This window comes from Dyella sp. S184, from assembly GCF_009766065.1.
Lineage (GTDB): Bacteria > Pseudomonadota > Gammaproteobacteria > Xanthomonadales > Rhodanobacteraceae > Rhodanobacter.
In genome coordinates this window covers 23,229-42,536 of record NZ_LMUE01000003.1, presented here as the reverse complement: position 1 = coordinate 42,536, position 19,308 = coordinate 23,229, and the positions used below count along the sequence as shown (strand labels likewise).

Below are 19,308 nucleotides of genomic sequence, written 5' to 3'. Positions count from 1 at the left end.
GGTGTGCTTGCGTTGCAGCAGCGAGTTGAGATGACGCTTCATCCTGGCAATCCTGTGTCTATAGGGTTTGACCGGATTAGCTACCTACTTGCCGGTCTGTTTGTGGTGTAAAGATGGTGACGACAAAGGCCGCGATAAAGCGCTTTTGCGCGACCGTTGTGTTTCCGCCTTTGAACGATAAACGGGGCATCTGCCATTTGCGTTGACTCAAGGCCATCGTTCACGCAGGGAAACGCGGTGACCACCCAGCGGTACTTCAGCTTGAAATAGCCATGCCCATATAGGCCACCAGTACGGTTACTGGTGCAAACTCATGCGCAAGTCCTTCCTTTCGATACTGGTCTTCGGTTTCCTGGCCGCCATGGCCGGCGTGCCTTTCAACAGCCATGCCACCGGCGTCCATGACAGCGGCTACGTGACCATCGGTGTACCCAATCTGCAGCAGGCCACCGCATTCTTTCGCAACATCCTGGACTGCGAACCGGTCAGCCCGGTCAATACAGACGGACCGACAACAGGTACTGCATCCCGGCACCCCGCCCCGCCTGCATCCCGACTGCTGCTCTGCGATTCGGGCACCATCGTCGAATTGTTCGATGAGCATGGAGCACGTTCACTTTCCTCAGCGCGCTACTCAATCGATCAGGGCAACGAGCCGATCCAGTTCTCCGCTGACGATGTGGCGCATGCCGACCAGTGGCTGCGGCGCGAAGGCGTACAAGTGATCGGGACATCGGTGACCATGAAAACCGGACCATACGCCGGTCAGACCGTGGTGAACTTCGTTACGCCGTGGGGACTGCAACTGCAGTTGGTCGGCTGGAACAAGAGCCAGCTCGCCACGGCACCGTGACGATTGCTGGCCATCTGTACATAAGGCGCTTTGGTGTCGTCGCATCGGACGGGAATATCAGGTGCCGTAGGTCCGGCCCTTCCAGCGTGAGCGTACCCCGCCCCAATACCGTATCGCCGAACCCCAGGTCATGCCCAGGTACAGCGTTGCGCTGAGCGGCAACAGGAGGGCCCATAACGGCGACATCCGGTAATAGCGCAACATCGGCAGGTAGCCCAGTGTCATGGCCGACCAGGCAGTTACCCCCAAGGGCCACGTATGCGGCGAATCAAGCAGCGCAAACGGCAAACCATAGGCAAGAGCGAATACAACAGTCACCGCCAACAGCAGCAACGTGGAGTAGCCAAGCTGGGTGAAAGCCGAGCGCGCCACCATGTCGTGGATGGAGCGTAAGGTTCCGTAGGACCGCAGACTCACGACCCCACAACTCAAACCCAGCCAGATACGGTAACCGGCATTTTTCACCTGGCGTGCCAGCGTGCAGTCGTCGATCAATGCATTGCGCAGGCTGGCGAAGGCACCTATCTGCCGCAGCACCTCCGTATCCACCAGTACGCAACCGCCCGCCGCTGCGGCGACATGGCGGCTGCTCGAATTCGACAATGAAAATGGATACAGCAATTTGAAGTAGTACACGAATACCGGTAGCAGCAGCCGGTCCCAGAAACTGGTACGGCGCAGATCTGCCATCAACGAGACCAGATGCAGACCCTCGCGCTGCTTGTGTGCCAACAGGGTCCCGAGCAAGCCCGGCTGCAACTGGATATCGGCATCGAGCAACAGTGTCATCGGGGTGCGCACATGGACCATGCCCTGCTCCAGGGCCCACAGCTTGCCAGCCCAGCCATCCGGCAACGGCTGGCCGTTGATGATGCGTGTATTCGGATACGCAGTGGCAATCTGCACCGTGGCATCGTTCGATTGATCGTCGATCACCAGCACTTGCAAACCCACTCCCTGAGCCCGCAAAGCGGCCAGGGCGGTGCCTATCACCTCGGCTTCGTTACGTGCCGGGATAAGTACAGTGATCTTGCCAAGGTCGGCTGCGGGCATGGCTTGCAAATCGGCTTCGATATGCTCGCGCGTGCTCCATGGCCGCCAGGGCACCAGCAGCAAGCCAACCCACATCAATGCCGGAATCGATGCGACCACCCAACCCAAGGTGCCCAGGTCAGCGAACATCCGGGTCAGCGGCCGGCATCAGCACCCGTATTGCTGTTACGGCGCTGGATGGCACTGATCGGGATATGCACGGCGGTAGCAGCGGCCCGATCGCCGTACAGTACCGGCAGATCAGGAGCCATCGCGCCTTCGGTGCGCGGGCCGAACAGTGATACGCGCAAAGCCCTCAACGGGTGCGCGAAGGTGTCGTTCACGGCCGTGCCTTCGAAACCGCAATGGGCCATGCAGTTGTCGCATTTCGGATTGATGCCGACGCCGTACTTTTCCCACTCGGTTTCTTCCATCAATACCTTGTAGGTCGGCGCATACCCTTCATCGACAAGCAGGTAACAGGGCTTCTGCCAACCGAAGATGTTGTAGGTCGGGTTGGCCCAAGGAGTGCACTGGTAGGCCTGATTGCCGGCGATGAAATCGAGGAACATCGACGACTGGTTGAAGACCCACTTGCTCTTGCGCTCCTTGCCGAGCCTGAACACGTCGCGGAACAACTGCTTGCTCTGGCTGCGCCCGAGGAAAACATCCTGGCGCGGCGCATGCTGATAGCTGTAACCCGGCGACACGGTGATGCCTTCGACGCCCAGGTCCATCGCGTAGTCGAAGAACTCGGCGACCTCCGCCGGCGGCTCCTGGTTGAACAAGGTGCAGTTGACCGTGACGCGATAGCCGCGCGAAAGCACCAGCTTAATCGCGGTGATGGCCTTCTCGAAGATGCCGTCCATGCACACCGATGCGTCGTGGCGCTTTTCCAGGCCGTCCAGGTGGATCGACCAGGTGAAGTACGGTGAGGGCTGGTATTCGTCGATGTGTTTGGGCAACAGGATGGCGTTGGTACACAAGTAAACGAACTTCTTGCGCGCAATGATGCCTTGCACGATCTGCGGCAGTTCCTTGTGGATCAACGGTTCGCCGCCAGGGATGGAAACGACCGGCGCATCGCACTCGTCCACCGCATGCAGAGCATCTTCGACGCTCATGCGCTTCTGCAGGATTTCCTTGGGATGGTCGATCTTGCCGCATCCAGCGCAAGCCAGATTGCACTGGAACAACGGCTCCAGCATCATCGCCAGCGGGTAGCGCTTCTGGCCGCTGAGCTTCTTGCCGAGAATATAGCGCGCGATCGTGGTCTGCTGGATAAGTGGAATGCCCAATGGAGCCTCCGGGATCTCAGTGTGACTTTTGCAAAGCCATCGCCATGCAAACAGTTCGGTGGCATTTCACCTGCGTGACGCCGAACCTGATTGGCTGATTCGAAATATAAGCCATTTGCTTCGCGACGACCATTTTCATGCTGACTGGATGGTGAGCGGCGCAAATGCCTGGGCATGCTCACGGCGCAAGCGCTCCCATTCGATCTTGAACCAGGGCGTGAAGGTTTGCGGCTGTTGTGCCATTTCGGCATCGAGCGCGTCCGGCGATATATAGCGCAGCGCCGAAATTTCGTTGATATTCACGGTGGGTGTTGCGGCGCTGCGCCCGGCGTAGACCCAACACAGTTCATGCTCGGCGCCTTCGGCATCGAATTGAGCCTGGTACTCGAATTTGAACAGGAATTGCAGTGGGCAATGCAGGCCCAACTCTTCGTGCAGACGCCGGTGGACCGCCGTCTCCAGCGTTTCGCCGCGACGTGGATGACTGCAGCAGGTATTGGACCAATAACCTGGCCACAGACGCTTGCCCGGCGCGCGTTGCTGCAACAGCAACTCGCCCTGCGGATTGAACACGAACAACGAAAAAGCCCGGTGCAGCACACCGTGCCCAAGATGTGCCGAAGCTTTGTCGAGATAACCGATCTCGCGGTCGTGTTCGTCGACCAGGATCAAGGGCTCGTCATCGAAGGAAACCACATCCCTGGAATCCCGCCATTCCTGACGATTCAATTCGCGATTATCCAATGTCTACCTCCATCGCCTGATAGCCGGCTTCACGCATCGCAGCGATCACCGTGTCGCGATTCTGTGGGCACAGGGCGATGATCGAGCCGCCGCCACCGCCGCCGGTAAGCTTGGCGCCGAGTGCACCGTGTTCGCGCGCAATCTGCACCAGCTCTTCCAGTTCCCGACTGGACACGCGCAAGGCGTTCAGCAGGCCATGGCAGATGTTCATCAGATCGCCCAGACGCTCCAGATCATGCTGCTGCATGGCGTCCACGCCTTGCAGCGTGAGCTGGTCGATCTGCTGGAAGATGCCTTCGTAAAGCGCCGGGTTGCGCTGCCAGGCGCTGCGCACGTTGCCGACGGTCCTGGCAGTGAGGCTCTCCTTGCCACTGATGCCGATCACGAGTGGAACAGGCTTGGTCAGTGCCAATTCGTGTATGGCCGGTGCCTCTTCCAGCTGCCGGCCGCGCTTGTAGAGCACCAGCTTGCCGTAGGTCGCCACCGTGTTGTCCACGCCCGAAGGCGCGCCATGTGCCACCTCTTCGCAGCGATAAGCCAAGGCGTTGACCTGCACATCACTCAAGTCCAGCCGGAAATGCTGATTGAGGGCACGGATCACCGCCACCGCCATCGCTGCCGAACCGCCCAGGCCCATGGCCCTGGGCACGTTGGGGAATACTTCGATGCGAATCGAGCGTTCGGTCAATTCCAGCGTGTCGAAAATAATACCAAGCGAGCGTTGGAACGAATCACGGTGCGCCGGATCACGGTGAAGTCGATACTCCACGCCCCAGCGCGGAATAAGCATGTCGACACTGCCGGAAGCGGTGTCCTGCACGGTCGCGCGCACGGCCAGCGGCACGGGTGCGGCAATCGCGTGGCTGCCGTAGACCACAGCATGTTCGCCAAGCAGGATGACCTTGCCGTGGCCACAGGCACGCAGATCGGGCACCCGCTGTTCGGACAGCTTCGGGGCGATCGCCACACCGCGCGCCTCCTTGCGCACCTGCAGCACGATTTCCTGCGCTTTCCATATCTTGATCTCACCGCTCTCCACCAGCCGCTCGACCACCGTGTCAAAGATTTCCGCGGTGGCGCCGGCCGTGATGGCGACACTGCGTGCATGCAATGTCATGTGACCTTGCTGGATACCGTCGGTGACCAGGGCACGCAGCGCCGAGAAATTCTGCGCGAGACCGACCGCGCCCATTACTTCGGCCAGTTCGCGTGCCGACTTCACCCCGAGCAGGCGCAGGTCGAGCGCCACGGTGGCATTGGATTGCAGCGACCCGCCGACGATGCCGACCTTCATCGGCATCTCCAGCTCGCCCACCAATTCACCCTGCTCGCCTTTGTACCAGCGCGTCAGCGAGGTATAGCGGCCGCCGCGTGCGGCGTAGGCATGTGCAGCCGCCTCGATGGCACGCCAGTCGTTGCCGGTAGCCAGCGCGACTGCGTCGACGCCGTTCATGATGCCCTTGTTATGCGTGGCGGCGCGATAGGGATCGATGCTGGCGAATTCGTTGGCGAGCACCACGCCGTCGCGCACTTCCTCGCCGGGATGCCCCTTGGTGGTGAGATCTTCGATCGGGATGACACAACGCGCACGTACCATCGCGCGATCGGCGAGGTTGGACAGGATGCGCAGAAACACGCGACCACCGGTCATGGATTCCACCAGCGAGGCGATACCCTCGCACATGGTATTGACCAGGTTGGCCCCCATCGCATCGCGTGTATCGACCAGCAGGTGCACCACCAGCATATCGCTGCCTTCGGCACGTGTATGCAGGTGCACCTCGACATCCTGTGCGCCACCGCCACGCGCCACCATCTGCGGGTGCAGGCTGTTCGCGAGATTTAGCAATTCGTCTTTGCGCTGCAGCAGGATTGCCTTGGCTTGCGCCGGATGTGGCACGTCCACCACCTGGACCTGGCCGATCAGCACCGGCTCGGTACTCTCCACCGTGAAGCCGCCTGCACCTCGCACCACTTTCGCTGCTGACGACAGCGCGGCCACGATCGAAGGTTCCTCAACCACCAGTGGGACGATGTAATCGCGTCCGTTGACCAGGAAGTTCAGGCCGAGACCGACCGGCAAGCCCATCACGCCGACGACGTTCTCGATCATCTTGTCGGCTTTGTGGACCTTCAGCGTATGCTCGCCGGAAACGAGCGTCTGGTAATCCTCGGCGGACAGCCAGCCGCGCTCGTGAATGATCCGTACGCGATCGGACACCGACAATTTGTAGAACGCTGGAAACCGCGACCGCTCCGCACTGGATTGTTCGATGCTCATACCGTGGCCACTCCGCTCAGGTTTGCACGTTCAAGCCACGTCTCTCAGCATCGGCTCGACATGTCGACAACAGCGTCCAAGTGTTCTCACATCCTCACTGGAAACCTTGCATTACGAACAATCTGAAGTCAAATGTATAGCGCAGGTGAACCCCTGCGTATCACTCTTAAGAGGCATGTCGTGCATGTCTGCATCGATTATGTGTTGCCTGATGCTGACCAGACGGTCTGCATCCTCGCTGAAGACCACGCCGAAATCGCCACCAGCGCCGCATGGCTTATAGCTGACCCCGGCATCCGCTGCGATGTCCGCGAAACGTTGCTGCGCGGGAGAAAAAATTTCCAAACCGCAGGCGACGCCGAAGTTTCGCAATGCGGTCGCATAGACAGCCGCAAGCTCCACGAAAGCTGCCGCGCGCTCCTGCTGCAGGGCTTCTGCCGCTGCCTCGGCCAGGGCACCGAGTTCTTGCATATGCAGCGCATACTCCGCGCGGTGACTCTGGCGCCACTCTGCCAAATGTAGCAAGTAATTCGCCGTTGAGACGGCCTGACCGGACCAGATGAACAGGCAGTGCACACCAGCCATTGGCCATCCCAGGGGCACGAAGGATGGTTGCGGGTCCTGCCCGGTCAGTCGGTAGGCGATCAAGCCCCCAGCCACACCGGCGGCCACATCGACGCCACTGCCGCGTCCCCCTTGCCAGGTGCCATGCATCCGAAACAGGCGGCGCAACCATCGCGTGCGCTCGGCCGTCGCTTCGCCCTGGCCCGCGAACGTCGCCAGTGCGGAAGCCAGCGCCACCGTCAGGGCCGCACTGGAACCCAACCCCAGCTTGACGCGTCCAGTGCCATTGGCGTGAAAAAAACACGAGGTGTCCAGGTGCAGATTGAACCCATCGCCCGAGCGCGGGGCCAGGCCTTCGTGCAGCAAGCCCTGCCATATGTGATCGACCAGGCTCAACTTGTCCGCATCGCGGTCGGCGCATTGCCAGTGCAACCCACCATCAGCGTCGATGGACATGCGCGCACCGGCCACGTCGAGCTCCGGTGCGTTCACTTCGCAGATGCCATCCGTGCGTGCCGCAATACGCACATTGGCGCGGCGATTCACCGCCAGCACCAAGGCAGGCGCACTTTCCAGTACGGCGTATTCACCCAGTAACACGAGTTTGCCAGGTGCGCTGGCAGTCAGTTCCATCATGCCTCCAGCGCCCCCAGGGCAATGGCGTGCGCGCCTGCGCCAAGTCCGGAGTCGAGTACATCGAGTACGCCAGGAACCTCACGCAGGGCTGCTTTAACCTTCTCGATCGCCGACGGTGCGCAAACGGCCTTCAACTGCGGTCCCGCATCGACGGTGAAGAACACGGGCAGTCCCTGCTGACGCAACGTGCGCACACGGTGCATGCATTCCACCGTGGCTCCATTCCAGTACAGCAGCCCTGGCTGGGCCGCCATGGCCAGCGCATGCATCTTGAGGCAGCTATGCTCGGAAACAAGCGCCAGGGCATCGAAATCGCACGTCAGGATAGCGCTGCGCGCCGCAGCCAGATCGGTTTCCTGCGTCGCGATCCAGGCTGCCTGGAACGGGGATGTCTGCGCAGTGCGACGCATCCCTTCGCTGGAGCCCACCTGCTTGGCCGCGGTAGAAGTAATCGCTACCGCCACGCGCAAGGGCCATGCATCCGCTGCCAGCATGGGATGCGCGGCCGAGTCGCTGCCGTCCGCCAGCTGTCCGCGTGTCCACTCGACATAGCCACCCAATACCGAACGCGCTGCCGATCCAGAGCAGCGACGCGCCAATATCGATAGTTCAGCCTCGCTTAGCTCCAGACCCAGTGCCCGCCCGCCCGCGTATACCAGCGCGGCGAACCCGGAGGCGGAGGAAGCCAGACCCGCAGCCGTGGGAAAATTGTTGCGACTGTCGACCACCGCGCCCCAGTCGATATGTGCGCGCTGACGCAGCAGATCGAGGCAGGCAACCACCCGCTTCGTCACGGACTCATCGCTGCGGCCATTGAGACTGACCCGATCCTGTACCGCCCCCGGCACGAAGCGCACTTCGGTTCGCGTCCACAAACTGTCCAGCGTGATGGAGATGGAGCCGACGACCGGCAAATTTAGTTCAGCATCGCGCTTGCCCCAGTATTTGACCAGGGCAATATTGGGCTGAGCTTGTGCTGCGGCATGGTATTCACCGAGCGCGACCGCATGCGGTTCAGGATTCATGGGCATGGCTGCGGCAAGAGTCGGTTACATGCGCTGCGCCGACCAAGCGTTGCCCGCACGAGGCAGATGTATCGGGCTCCGCTCCGGCAATGTCGCAACCAACCGGTTAGACGATGCCCAGGCTGTGCTTTCGCTTGGCTCACCGGCCGACTTTAAGCCAAATATTTCGGCTATACCATAAGCAGGCATGACTACAGGCGCACTTATGGATGGCATTTACTGGCTCGGTACTGGACTGAGCACGGCCGCAGCCGGTTACGCCTGCGCTGCCTTGTGTGCCGTACTGAAAAGCCCCCGTGCTCGGTCTTCATCGTCCGGCGACAACAGCATTCCCCACCTGTTGCCCGTAAGCGTACTCAAACCGTTGCATGGGGCCGAACCGCGGCTGTATGAAAACCTGCGCGACTTCTGCCTGCAGGCGCACCCCGATTACGAACTGGTATTAGGCGTGCGCGAGCCGGAAGATCCGGCCATCACTGTCGTGCGGCAGCTACGCACGGAATTCCCGCGGCTCGTCATCACCCTTGTGGTCGATCCGCGCATATACGGCGCAAACCTGAAAGTAAGCAACCTCATGAACATGCTGCCGCATGCCAGGCACGACTGGCTGGTGCTCGCTGACAGCGACATCAGCGTACCGGCGGATTATCTGGTGCGCGTGACTGGCCCTCTGGCGGAACCTGACGTGGGCATCGTCACCTGTCTTTACCGTGGTATCGCGCAACACGGAATCTGGGCAAGCGTTGGCCGTCTATTCATCGACGACTGGTTCGCGCCATCGGTCCGGCTGGCACACGCCTTCGGTTCGACGCGTTTCGCCTTCGGCTCGACCATCGCATTGCGCCGCGATACCTTGCAAGCCATCGGCGGCTTTGAGGCGCTGCGGGATACGCTGGCGGACGATTTCTGGCTGGGCGAACTGACTCGACAACTCCGACTGCGCACGGTGCTCTCGGATATGGTTGTTGGCACCGATGTCAGCGAAACGCATCTGCCCGCGCTGTGGGCGCACGAGTTACGCTGGCTGCGCACGATACGGGCGATAGCCCCGCTGGGCTTTGCCATGAGCTTTGTCTGCTTTACGTCGCCGATGCTTTTGCTGGGCGTGGTCCTGGCACCCGGCGCATGGACCGCAGGCCTTGCGGTGGTGGGTGGCTGCGCCAGGATCTTGCTGAATATTTCGCAACGGCCATCCAGTCATGCGGCCTTGCCATGGTACGAAGTTCTGCTGATTCCCCTTCGCGATGGTCTATCGTTGCTGGAGTGGGCTGCAGCCCTGACCGGTTGGCGCGTAAGATGGCATGGTCAGGTGCTGCATGCGCGGGGCGACGGTCCCGCGTCGTCTTCCTGAGTAATTCGATGTAGATGGGTATTGGTCCGTGTTTCCGCAGGAGCTTCCAGTCCTATGAAAACGCTTTTTCTGCAGGCCCCTTCCTTCGACGGCTTTGACGGTGGCGCCGGTTCGCGCTACCAGGCCAAGCGCGAGATCAAGAGTTTCTGGTATCCAACCTGGCTGGCGCAGCCGGCCGCACTGGTGCCGGATTCGCGTGTGCTCGATGCTCCTGCGGATGAACTCACGGTCGAAGAAAGTCTGCGCATCGCCGAAGGCTACGAGCTGGTGATCATCCACACCAGCACGCCGTCCTTCCCTACCGATGCGAAGTTTGCCGAGTTGCTGAAGGCCCGCAAACCGGACATGCTGATCGGCATGGTCGGCGCCAAGGTGGCGGTAAATCCAACCGAATCACTGACCGCCTCGGCGGCGATCGATTTCGTCGCCCGCGAAGAATTCGACTACACCTGCAAGGAAGTCGCCGAAGGCCGCCCGCTCAAGGACATCAACGGCTTGAGCTACAAACTCCTCGATGGCAGCGTGCAACACAACCCTTCGCGCGCGATGATCGAGAACATGGATGATCTGCCCTTCGTGGCGCCGATCTACAAGCGCGATCTGAAGGTCGACAACTACTTCATCGGTTATCTCAAGCATCCGTACGTATCAATCTACACCGGGCGCGGCTGCCGTTCGAAGTGCACCTTCTGCCTGTGGCCGCAGACCGTGGGTGGCCATCGCTACCGCGTGCGTTCGGCCGAGAACGTCATCGCCGAGGTGAAGTGGATCAAGGAGAACATGCCTGAGGTCAAGGAGATCATGTTCGACGACGACACCTTCACCGACAGTTCCAACATGGAGCGCGTGCACGAGATAGCGCGAGGTCTCAACAAGCTCGGCATGACCTGGTCCTGCAACGCCAAGGCAAATGTGCCGTACGAATCGCTGAAGATCATGAAAGACAACGGCCTGCGCCTGCTGCTGGTGGGCTACGAGTCCGGCGACGACCAGATCCTGCACAACATCAAGAAGGGCCTGCGCACCGACATCGCGCGCCGTTTCACCGAGGACTGCCGCAAACTCGGCATCACCATCCACGGCACCTTCATCCTCGGCTTGCCCGGCGAGACCAAGGAAACGATCGACAAGACGATCCAGTTCGCCAAGGAAATCAACCCGCACACGATCCAGGTGTCGCTAGCGGCGCCCTACCCCGGCACCACGCTGTACAAGCAGGCGATCGAGAGCGGCTGGCTGCAGGAGAACGAAGCGGTGCATCTGGTCAACGACAAGGGCGTGCAGCTCGCGCTGATCAGCTACCCGCACCTGTCCAAAGAAGACATCTACCACGGCGTGGAGAAGTTCTATAGGAGCTTCTATTTCCGTCCGTCGAAGATCTGGGAGATCGTCAAGGAAATGCTGGCGAGCTGGGACATGATGAAACGCCGCTTGCGCGAGGGCGTGGAATTCTTCCGCTTCCTGCGCGCACACGAGGCTTGAGCGGACCGGCGCGGTGAGTTCGCCATCCGGCCTATCGTTCGCTCTGCGGGTGTAGACGACCGTGCAGCCCCGGCGTGCCACGACGATCCGTCCGCGCCTGATCGTCACCGCGGACGACTACGGGCTGCATGAAGCCGTCAACGAAGCCGTCGAACGCGGCTATCGGGAGGGCGTGCTGCGCGCGGCCAGCCTGATGGTCGCGGCGCCTGCAGTGACCGACGCTGTTGAGCGGGCCCGACGACTTCCCGGCTTGGCCGTCGGCCTGCATCTGGTGCTCGCCGACGGCCAGGCGGTACTGCCGCCCACGCGCATTCCCGATCTGGTCGATGTGCGCGGCCGCTTTAATGACGCCATGGTGCGCAATGGCTTCCGTTTCTTTTTCCTGCCTCGCGTGCGGCGTCAGTTGGCCGCCGAGATACGTGCCCAGTTCGAGGCATTTGCCGCAACAGGCCTGCCGCTCGACCACGTCAATGCGCACAAGCACTTCCACATGCATCCCACCATTTTTTCGCTGTTGCTATCCATCGGCCGGGAATTCGGCCTGCGGGCGGTACGATTGCCCGCGGAGCCCGGCATGGGGCCATGGCTGCGACCCTGGCTGGCACTGATGCGTCGACGCATGGATAAAGCCGGCATCGTCTACAACGATCACGTCTTTGGCATCCGGCATAGCGGCGGCATGGATGAAGCCGCACTGCTCGATATTTTGCGCGCTCTGCCGGACGGCCTTTCGGAGTTGTATCTGCACCCGGCGACGCACGTGGGACTGGTCGCCAGCATGGCCGATTACCGGCACGCCGACGAACTGGCCGCCCTGCTGTCGCTGCGCGTACGCGACACGATCGCCGAGCGCTACCTGCTCTGTCGTGGCTTCGCCGATCCAGCGGCGATACCCGTATGAACATGAAACGGCTCAGTTACCTCGCTGGCCTGCTGGGTCTGGCCGCCGCCATTGCGCTGGTGGTGCACGAGGGCTGGTCCACGATTTGCAGCACGATCGATCACGCGGGCTGGACCTTGCTGTGGCTGCTGCCGTTTCATGCGCTGCCGCTGCTGCTCGATGTGTTCGGCTGGCGTGTGCTGCTGGCGCCGCGCGATCCGGAGCGGCAAGCCACCATCCCGATACTGTTCTGGATTGCGGCGATACGCGAAGCGAGCAATCGCCTGTTGCCGGTGGCCAACATCGGGGGCGAGATCATCGGCATCCGCCTGGTCAAATGGCGCGGCATCAATGGCGCCGCCGTTGCCGCGAGTGTGATCATCGAAGTGCTGCTGACCCTGATCAATCAGTACTTGTTCACGGCGCTTGGCATCGTGCTATTGATCGAAATGACGGAGAACATCGGCACCCTGAGTTCGGTGCTGACCGCGCTGATCGCCAGCCTGCCGCTGCCCATCTTCCTGATCGTGCTGCTGCGTCACGGCAAAGTGTTCACACGGCTGGAATCCTTGGCAGAGAAACTGCTGGGCGGCCGCTCGCGGCTGACCGAGCTGATCGACGGCACGCGACTGGATCTGGAGGTCCGCGCGCTCTACGCTCAGCCATTGCGCCTGCTTGCCGCCGGCGCCTGGCAGTTTCTTGGTTTCCTGGTCGGCAGCTTCGAAAGCTGGCTGGCGCTGCGGCTGCTGGGCTATCCGATCAGCGTATGGGACGCCATCGCCATCGAGGCAGTGACCCAAGCCTTGCGCCACATCATCTTTGTGGTACCGGCCGGATTGGGCGTGCAGGAAGGAGGCCTGGTCCTGTTCGGCCATATGATCGGCCTGCCTGCCGAGGCGAGCATCGCGCTATCCCTGGTCAAGCGCATGCGCGAGGTGGCATTCGGCATACCTGCCCTGATTTCCTGGCAGTGGGCCGAAGCGCGCAGACTGCGGGCCGGGTGGCGAAACGGAACATCGTCCGGGCTGTCCAATACCCGCGACGTATGACGCAACGCATGGCCATGCATTGAAGAGACGAGGTTTCCGATGTCGAACCAAGACGCCGTAGCTGCCGCGGACTACTCCATGCGTAACTGGCTGGGTGCCGAACCCGGTCGTATCAAGATCGGTTCGGACGCACATAAACAGCTGTTCTGTCGCATGCTGCTGGATACGCATAACCCCTACAAACCGGCGGTTCTGGTGTGGCCCAAGTTGAGTCCGGAGACCCTGCAGCGCATCACCTCATTGCCGATCTGGGATATCGCTGTACAGACCGAGGGGCGCGCCATGCTGCGCGTCGAAACCTATGCCAACAAGGTAACCGACCCGATGCTGCACGAAGCACTTATCATGGACGGCGGCGAAGAAGCGCGTCACAAGGTCGTGCTCAGCAAGCTGGTCGAAGCTTACGGTATAGCGCTAGCACCCGAGCCGGCATACGAGGTGCCCAAGGATCCCGAGTGGGGCTGGATGGTCACCGGCTACAGCGAATGCATCGACAGTTTCTTTGCCTTCGGCCTGTTCGAATCGGCCAAGCGCACCGGCTATTTTCCGGCGGAGCTGGTGGAAACTTTCGAGCCGGTGATCCAGGAGGAGGCTCGCCACATTCTGTTCTTCGCCAACTGGACGGCATGGTATCGCCGGCAATTACCCTGGTGGCGGCGTCCACTTTACTCGCTCAAGGTTCTGCGGGTATGGGCCTTCCTGATCTGGGAGCGCATCGGTATCGCCAAGGGCCTGGACAGCAAGGGCGAGATGCAGGATGCGAATTTCGCCATCACCGGCCATCAGCAAATCGGCCTGGACCTCAAACTCGGCGAACTGCTGGAACTGTGCCTCGTCGAAGACCAGCGTCGCATGCACGGCTACGATCCACGCCTGTTGCGCCCCACGTTCGTGCCACGCATGGCCCGCCTGGCGCACTTCTTTGTGCGCTGAGCGTCAGCGGCGATCAGTCATCGCTGTTGTCTGAACCATTGCACGGCATCTTCCAGCGCCAGGCGCGCCGGACGCGGTGCGTAACCGAGTTCGCGCACGGCCTTGGCACTGGAGAAGAACATACGCTTTTTCGACATGCGCACCTCCTCCACCGTGGCGATCGGATTCGTTCCGGTCAATCGCGCCCATGCCTCGGCCGCATACGCCACCGGCATCACGGCCGCATGCGGCAAGCGTATTTTTGGCGGTGAACGTCCGGCGAGATCCGCGATCTCGATCAGCACGTCGCGCAGGCCCAGATTGAATCCGCCAAGGATGTAGCGCTCGCCGACCCTGCCACGCTGGAACGCCAGCCAATGCCCTTCGGCCACATCGTCCACGTGCACGATGTTGAGGCCGGTTTCGACATAGGCCGGCAGGCGGCCGGCGATCGCGTCACGCACGATCCGCCCGGTAGGCGTGGGCTTGATGTCGTGCGGACCCAGTGGTGTCGAAGGATTGACGATCACGATCGGCAAGCCTTCGGCGGCGAAGGTTCTGGCCACTTCCTCCGCGAGAAATTTCGAACGCTTGTAGTGTCCGATCATGTCGCCCAGCGCCACTGCCGTGCTCTCGTCCCCCAAGCTGCCGTCCTTGGGAATGCCCAAGGTAGCCACGCTACTGGTATAGACGATGCGCGGCACCCCGACCCGCCTGGCTGCTTCCAGAATGGCGCGGGTGCCCTCGACATTGGTGCGATAGAGCTCCTCGGGGACAGGCGCCCACAGCCGATAATCGGCTGCTACATGGAACAACGCATCGCAACCATCGCACGCCGGCAGCAACGAGGCAGTCTGGCCAAGGTCACCTTCGATCACTTCCACATCGAGGCCTTGCAGATTGCGGCGATCCGATATCGCTCGCACCAACACGCGAACTTGGTGTCCATCAAACAATAGTCGGCGCATCACCGCCGAGCCGACAAAACCGGTGGCGCCGGTAACCAGTGCTTTCACGGCAACTTCATCCGAGAGATGGTTGCCGACTCGTACTCGTACGTCGAGACTGGCCAGATATTTGAGTAAGCAGTCATAATGCAATTATGTACTAAGCACTCGCAATGCTGATGATGAACGAAGCTATCGTCACCACTGAAGCACGGCAGCCATGCTTGTTACCATCTGCCAGCTGCGTGCCCATCCACCTGGCATGGCGTGCATCCCGCACGCCTTCCTCCCTGTACATGCATTCTCCGTTCGCCCATTTTCGGTATGAAACAACCAGGCAGGCCGAGGCACGCCCATGACCGAATTTCGCCATGTCACCGCGGCACTGCAAAACGATGCTTTTGCCTATCAGGACAGCATCCTGCCGAAGGTGTCCAGGACATTCGCATTGACCATCCCGCAATTGCCGCCGGCACTGCGCGTTGCGGTAACCAATGCCTATCTGTTGTGTCGCATCGCCGACACCATCGAGGACGAACCCACGCTCTCGGCCGAAGACAAGCGCCATCACGAGGACGCTTTCGTCGATGCAGTGACTGGCCGCATTGATCCACAGCGCTTCGCTGCAGAATTGAGTCCGCTGCTTTCGGCGCAGACGCTGGAAGCCGAGCACGATCTGGTACGCGGGCTGCCATGGGTACTCCAGGTAACCCGGACCTTGAAGCCGGTGCAGCAAGCCGCCATCGTAAATTGCCTGAAAGTGATGTCCCACGGCATGTACGATTTCCAGCGTGGTGTCGGCCTGCAAGGCTTGGACACATTGCGCGACATGGATCGCTATTGCTATTGCGTCGCCGGTGTCGTGGGCGAAATGCTGACCGAGCTGTTCATCGACTTCGAACCGACCTTGGCAATGCACCGCGAGAGCATGATGCGGTTGGCGGTTTCCTTTGGTCAGGGCCTGCAGATGACCAACATCCTCAAGGATCAGTGGGAGGACCGCAGCCACGGCGCCTGCTGGCTGCCGCAGGATGTATTCGCGAAGCGTAACGTGCGCCTTGTGGAACTGCAGGCCGGCCAGCAGGACACCAACTACGCCGGTGCGTTGAGCGAACTCATCGGCGTGGCGCATTCGCATCTGCAGCGCGCACTTGAGTACACACTGCTCATCCCTGCCCGGCATGCCGGAATACGCCGTTTCTGCCTGTGGTCCGTAGGCCTGGCGGTACTTACGCTGCGCAATCTGCAGGACAACCTCGACTTTTCCTCCGGCACCCAGGTAAAGGTTTCGCACAACGCGGTGGCCGGTACCATCGTGCTCATCAAACTGGCCAGCAAATACAATTCGAGTTTGCGTTGGATGTTTGCCATGGCCGCGCGCCAATTGCCGCTTACGCCACTGGCTGCGGAATGGAGCGAACCAGCAAGTGCCGGTCTGGCGTGGCCAAAAAGCAATATCCCTTATCTCACTGAAGCCACCTGGTACGAGCTCGAGGACGTCAAAGACGTACAACAGCGATGAACCCGTCTTCACCCAGCGCTTCGGCCGCCCGCATCAGCTTCATTCGGGAAACCGAAGCTGCGCGTCTGAACCAGGCTGTTGAACGCGCACGCGTAGCTTTGCTGGCGCAGCAACGGCAGGACGGACACTGGTGCTTCGAGCTGGAGTCGGACTGCACGATCACCGCCGAATACATCCTGATGATGCATTACATGGATGAAATCGACGGCCTGCTGCAGGAAAAGATGGCACGTTATCTGCGTGCCATCCAGGCAACGGACGGCCACGGCGGCTGGTCGCAGTACCACGGCGGGGCGCTCGATCTCTCGTGCACAGTGAAAGCCTATTACGCGCTCAAGGCTGCTGGCGACGATCCCGCCGCAGAGCATATGCGTCGAGCGTGTGAGGTCGTGCTGGCACATGGCGGTGCGGCCAGGTGCAACGTGTTCACCCGGATTCTGCTGGCCTTGTTCGAGCAGGTGCCGTGGCGCGCGGTACCCTACGTTCCGGTCGAGATCATGCTGCTCCCGCGCTGGGCGCCTTTCCATATCGACAAGATCTCCTACTGGGCACGCACGACCACCGTACCGCTGACGATTTTGTGTACGCTCAAGGCGAAAGCGATCAATCCGCACAAGGTTGGCGTGCGCGAACTGTTCGTCACGCCGCCGGAGCAGGAGCGGCACTATTTTCTCCGCGGCGGCGCACTGAATCGCGCGTTCCTGGCGCTGGACAAAGTCGGTCGCGCACTTGATCGATGGATGCCGAAGCGTTTGCGGCAACGCGCGGTTCGCGAGGCCGAGGCATGGTTCCTGCCACGCGTAAACGGCGAGGATGGCGTTGGCGCGATTTTCCCGCCAATGGTCAACTGCTACGAGGCGATGGCCTTGCTCGGCTATCCCAAGGATCATCCGGCGCGGCAAGCCTGTCTGCGCTCGCTGCAGAAGCTGGTCGTCCATCGCAACGATGGCTCAGCCTATTGCCAGCCTTGCGTTTCGCCGATATGGGACACCGGCTGGAGCGTGCTTGCACTGATGCACACCAGCAACGATGCATCGACGCAGATGGCCATCGCGCGCGCGTGCGATTGGCTGACCGCCAAACAAGAACTCGAACACAAAGGCGACTGGGTGGCACGCGCGCCGGACGTAGCTCCCGGTGGCTGGGCCTTCCAGTACGCCAATGCGTTTTACCCGGACATCGACGACACGGCCGTGATCGCCGCCTTGCTGCACATACAGGACCGTCATCGCGCGGAACCCGATCGCCACCGCATCAACACCGATCGCGCCGCCGACTGGATGATCGCGCTGCAGTCGAAGAACGGCGGCTTCGCCGCTTTCGATGCCGACAATACCCATTACTACCTCAACGCCATTCCGTTCGCCGATCACGGTGCGTTGCTGGACCCGCCGACCGAGGACGTTTCCGGCCGCGTGCTGGCCAGCCTGTGCGTACTCGCACGCGAGCAGGATCGTGACAGTATCCGTCGCTGCATCGACTATCTGCGCGCGACCCAGCAAGCCGACGGCTGCTGGTGGGGTCGCTGGGGCAGCAACTACATCTATGGTACGTGGAGCGTACTCGGTGGCCTTGCTCTGGCCGGCGAGGATCCGCAGCAGCCGTATATCCGCAAAGCGATCGATTGGCTGCGCTCGCGACAGCACGATGATGGCGGCTGGGGCGAGACCAACGACAGCTACATCGATCCAGCCTTGCGCGGCACCAACGACAACGTCAGCACGCCTCATTCCACCGCATGGGCGGTACTGGGCCAACTCGCCATGGGTGAGGTGCATTCCGACTCGGTGCGGCGCGGCATCGCTTTCCTGCTCGCGGATCAGCAAGCCCATGGCCTGTGGTCGCACCCCTCGCACAACGCACCAGGGTTTCCGCGCGTGTACTACCTCAAGTACCACGGCTACGCGGCGTATTTCCCGCTATGGACACTGGCTCGCTATCGACAACTATTACGGCTGGCTGAGCCTTGAACGAACCGACGCTGGTCAGCTCGGTAGGTATCGTCGTGGCGCTGGCGTCCGAAGCCAGGGCGCTGACGACGCGCAAGGTACATTCCGGGCGCATCATTCCGCTCGCAGGCGGTGCGGGTCTGTGGCTAAGCGGCATGGGACCGGCTGCCGCGCGGAACGCAGCACAAGCTCTCGCCAATAGTGGTGCAACGGCCCTGGCGGTGTTCGGTGTCGCTGGCGCACTGGATTCCGGCTTGCGCAGCGGAACGCTGTTTTGCCCGGAGCGGATTCTCGACGACAACGGCCAAGGCTACGCACCCGATCCCACCTGGCGCCTCAGCCTGCTGCAACAGCTGGGCGCAGCGACGCTGCCCATACTGGAAACCGGGAAGCTGCTCAGTATGCCGATGCCCTTGCTGACGACAGCGGCGAAAACGGCGGCACGCGACCGCTATGCAGCGGCTGCTGTAGATATGGAAAGTGCTGCCGTCGCCGAAATCGCCAGAGATCACGGTCTGCCGTTTGTGGTGCTGCGTGTGATCATCGACGAACTGCATGACACGGTTCCCGCCGCGCTGCATGCGAGCGTCGATGCGTGGGGGCGCCCACGACTGCTCAGATTGATGGCGAGCCTGGGCCGTCATCCGTCGCTATTAGCCCACCTGCCTGACCTGCATAAACGCATGTCACAAGCCCTACGAACATTGCGCGCTGCAGGCGAAGCTGCATCGCCCGCATTGGGCTGGGATAAATGGCTCGCCGTCACACCACGTTCAACGTGAA

The 19,308-nt window shown here is 61.3% G+C and carries 16 protein-coding genes; 9 read left to right on the top strand and 7 right to left on the bottom strand.

What is annotated here, in order from left to right; genetic code table 11:
* Positions 1–313 precede the first annotated feature (313 nt).
* Positions 314–853 (top strand): VOC family protein, encoded by a 540-nt coding sequence (locus GSQ75_RS07725; RefSeq protein WP_158753988.1) that lies wholly within the window; start codon positions 314–316, stop codon positions 851–853.
* 57 nt (positions 854–910) lie between these two features.
* On the opposite strand, the gene GSQ75_RS07720 is transcribed toward GSQ75_RS07725, so the two are convergent.
* From GSQ75_RS07720 to mvaD, 6 genes are all read right to left on the bottom strand, one after another.
* Positions 911–2,035, bottom strand: a complete 1,125-nt coding sequence (locus tag GSQ75_RS07720; RefSeq protein ID WP_158753987.1) for a glycosyltransferase — start codon at positions 2,033–2,035, stop codon at positions 911–913.
* A 5-nt stretch (positions 2,036–2,040) separates the two neighbouring features.
* Positions 2,041–3,183, bottom strand: a complete 1,143-nt coding sequence (hpnH, locus tag GSQ75_RS07715; protein ID WP_158753986.1) for an adenosyl-hopene transferase HpnH — start codon at positions 3,181–3,183, stop codon at positions 2,041–2,043.
* A gap of 135 nt (positions 3,184–3,318) precedes the next feature.
* Positions 3,319–3,927 carry an isopentenyl-diphosphate Delta-isomerase gene (gene idi, locus GSQ75_RS07710; RefSeq protein ID WP_254058493.1) on the bottom strand — a complete coding sequence of 203 codons (609 nt, stop codon included), beginning with the start codon at positions 3,925–3,927 and terminating at the stop codon, positions 3,319–3,321.
* Positions 3,920–6,208: a hydroxymethylglutaryl-CoA reductase, degradative gene (locus GSQ75_RS07705; protein WP_158753985.1), complete on the bottom strand. Its 2,289-nt coding sequence runs from the start codon at positions 6,206–6,208 to the stop codon at positions 3,920–3,922. The genes idi and GSQ75_RS07705 overlap by 8 nt, the downstream gene beginning before the upstream one ends.
* A 111-nt stretch (positions 6,209–6,319) precedes the next feature.
* Positions 6,320–7,243: a hypothetical protein gene (locus GSQ75_RS07700; RefSeq protein ID WP_158753984.1), complete on the bottom strand. Its 924-nt coding sequence runs from the start codon at positions 7,241–7,243 to the stop codon at positions 6,320–6,322.
* Positions 7,244–7,404: 161 nt separating this feature from the next.
* Positions 7,405–8,433, bottom strand: a complete 1,029-nt coding sequence (gene mvaD, locus GSQ75_RS07695; RefSeq protein ID WP_158753983.1) for a diphosphomevalonate decarboxylase — start codon at positions 8,431–8,433, stop codon at positions 7,405–7,407.
* Positions 8,434–8,620: 187 nt separating this feature from the next.
* Between mvaD and hpnI the strand changes: the two genes are divergently transcribed.
* The 5 genes from hpnI to GSQ75_RS07670 all read left to right on the top strand — a co-directional run bounded on the left by hpnI (position 8,621) and on the right by GSQ75_RS07670 (position 14,128).
* Entirely contained in the window at positions 8,621–9,784 is a 1,164-nt protein-coding gene (gene hpnI / locus GSQ75_RS07690; RefSeq protein WP_158753982.1) for a bacteriohopanetetrol glucosamine biosynthesis glycosyltransferase HpnI, read from the top strand.
* A 54-nt stretch (positions 9,785–9,838) separates the two neighbouring features.
* Complete coding sequence (gene hpnJ, locus GSQ75_RS07685) at positions 9,839–11,266, top strand: hopanoid biosynthesis associated radical SAM protein HpnJ (RefSeq protein ID WP_158753981.1); 1,428 nt, start codon at positions 9,839–9,841, stop codon at positions 11,264–11,266.
* A gap of 61 nt (positions 11,267–11,327) precedes the next feature.
* Positions 11,328–12,167, top strand: coding sequence for a hopanoid biosynthesis-associated protein HpnK (hpnK, locus tag GSQ75_RS07680; protein WP_216840649.1), 840 nt, complete (start codon positions 11,328–11,330; stop codon positions 12,165–12,167).
* Positions 12,168–12,169: 2 nt separating this feature from the next.
* Positions 12,170–13,195, top strand: coding sequence for a lysylphosphatidylglycerol synthase domain-containing protein (locus tag GSQ75_RS07675; RefSeq protein WP_158753980.1), 1,026 nt, complete (start codon positions 12,170–12,172; stop codon positions 13,193–13,195).
* 39 nt (positions 13,196–13,234) lie between these two features.
* The gene (locus GSQ75_RS07670; protein WP_158753979.1) at positions 13,235–14,128 is read left to right on the top strand and encodes a ferritin-like domain-containing protein; all 894 of its coding nucleotides are present in this window, start codon (positions 13,235–13,237) and stop codon (positions 14,126–14,128) included.
* A gap of 17 nt (positions 14,129–14,145) precedes the next feature.
* On the opposite strand, the gene hpnA is transcribed toward GSQ75_RS07670, so the two are convergent.
* Positions 14,146–15,123, bottom strand: coding sequence for a hopanoid-associated sugar epimerase (hpnA, locus tag GSQ75_RS07665; protein ID WP_158753978.1), 978 nt, complete (start codon positions 15,121–15,123; stop codon positions 14,146–14,148).
* Positions 15,124–15,409: 286 nt separating this feature from the next.
* Between hpnA and GSQ75_RS07660 the strand changes: the two genes are divergently transcribed.
* The 3 genes from GSQ75_RS07660 to GSQ75_RS07650 are packed head-to-tail and all read left to right on the top strand — an operon-like array spanning position 15,410 to position 19,307.
* Positions 15,410–16,576, top strand: coding sequence for a phytoene/squalene synthase family protein (locus GSQ75_RS07660; RefSeq protein ID WP_158753977.1), 1,167 nt, complete (start codon positions 15,410–15,412; stop codon positions 16,574–16,576).
* Positions 16,573–18,546, top strand: coding sequence for a squalene--hopene cyclase (gene shc, locus GSQ75_RS07655; protein ID WP_158753976.1), 1,974 nt, complete (start codon positions 16,573–16,575; stop codon positions 18,544–18,546). The genes GSQ75_RS07660 and shc overlap by 4 nt, the downstream gene beginning before the upstream one ends.
* Positions 18,543–19,307, top strand: coding sequence for a purine and other phosphorylase-like protein, family 1 (locus tag GSQ75_RS07650; RefSeq protein WP_254058492.1), 765 nt, complete (start codon positions 18,543–18,545; stop codon positions 19,305–19,307). Before shc ends, GSQ75_RS07650 begins: the two co-directional genes overlap by 4 nt.
* Position 19,308 lies beyond the last annotated feature (1 nt).

Bases quoted from the DNA above. Each gene is read 5' to 3' on its own strand.
- GSQ75_RS07725 (WP_158753988.1), top strand. From the start codon at position 314: ATGCGCAAGTCCTTCCTTTCGATACTGGTCTTCGGTTTCCTGGCCGCC.
- GSQ75_RS07720 (WP_158753987.1), bottom strand. From the start codon at position 2,035: ATGTTCGCTGACCTGGGCACCTTGGGTTGGGTGGTCGCATCGATTCCG.
- GSQ75_RS07705 (WP_158753985.1), bottom strand. From the start codon at position 6,208: ATGAGCATCGAACAATCCAGTGCGGAGCGGTCGCGGTTTCCAGCGTTC.
- mvaD (WP_158753983.1), bottom strand. From the start codon at position 8,433: ATGAATCCTGAACCGCATGCGGTCGCGCTCGGTGAATACCATGCCGCA.
- hpnI (WP_158753982.1), top strand. From the start codon at position 8,621: ATGACTACAGGCGCACTTATGGATGGCATTTACTGGCTCGGTACTGGA.
- hpnJ (WP_158753981.1), top strand. From the start codon at position 9,839: ATGAAAACGCTTTTTCTGCAGGCCCCTTCCTTCGACGGCTTTGACGGT.
- GSQ75_RS07675 (WP_158753980.1), top strand. From the start codon at position 12,170: ATGAAACGGCTCAGTTACCTCGCTGGCCTGCTGGGTCTGGCCGCCGCC.
- GSQ75_RS07670 (WP_158753979.1), top strand. From the start codon at position 13,235: ATGTCGAACCAAGACGCCGTAGCTGCCGCGGACTACTCCATGCGTAAC.
- GSQ75_RS07660 (WP_158753977.1), top strand. From the start codon at position 15,410: ATGACCGAATTTCGCCATGTCACCGCGGCACTGCAAAACGATGCTTTT.
- shc (WP_158753976.1), top strand. From the start codon at position 16,573: ATGAACCCGTCTTCACCCAGCGCTTCGGCCGCCCGCATCAGCTTCATT.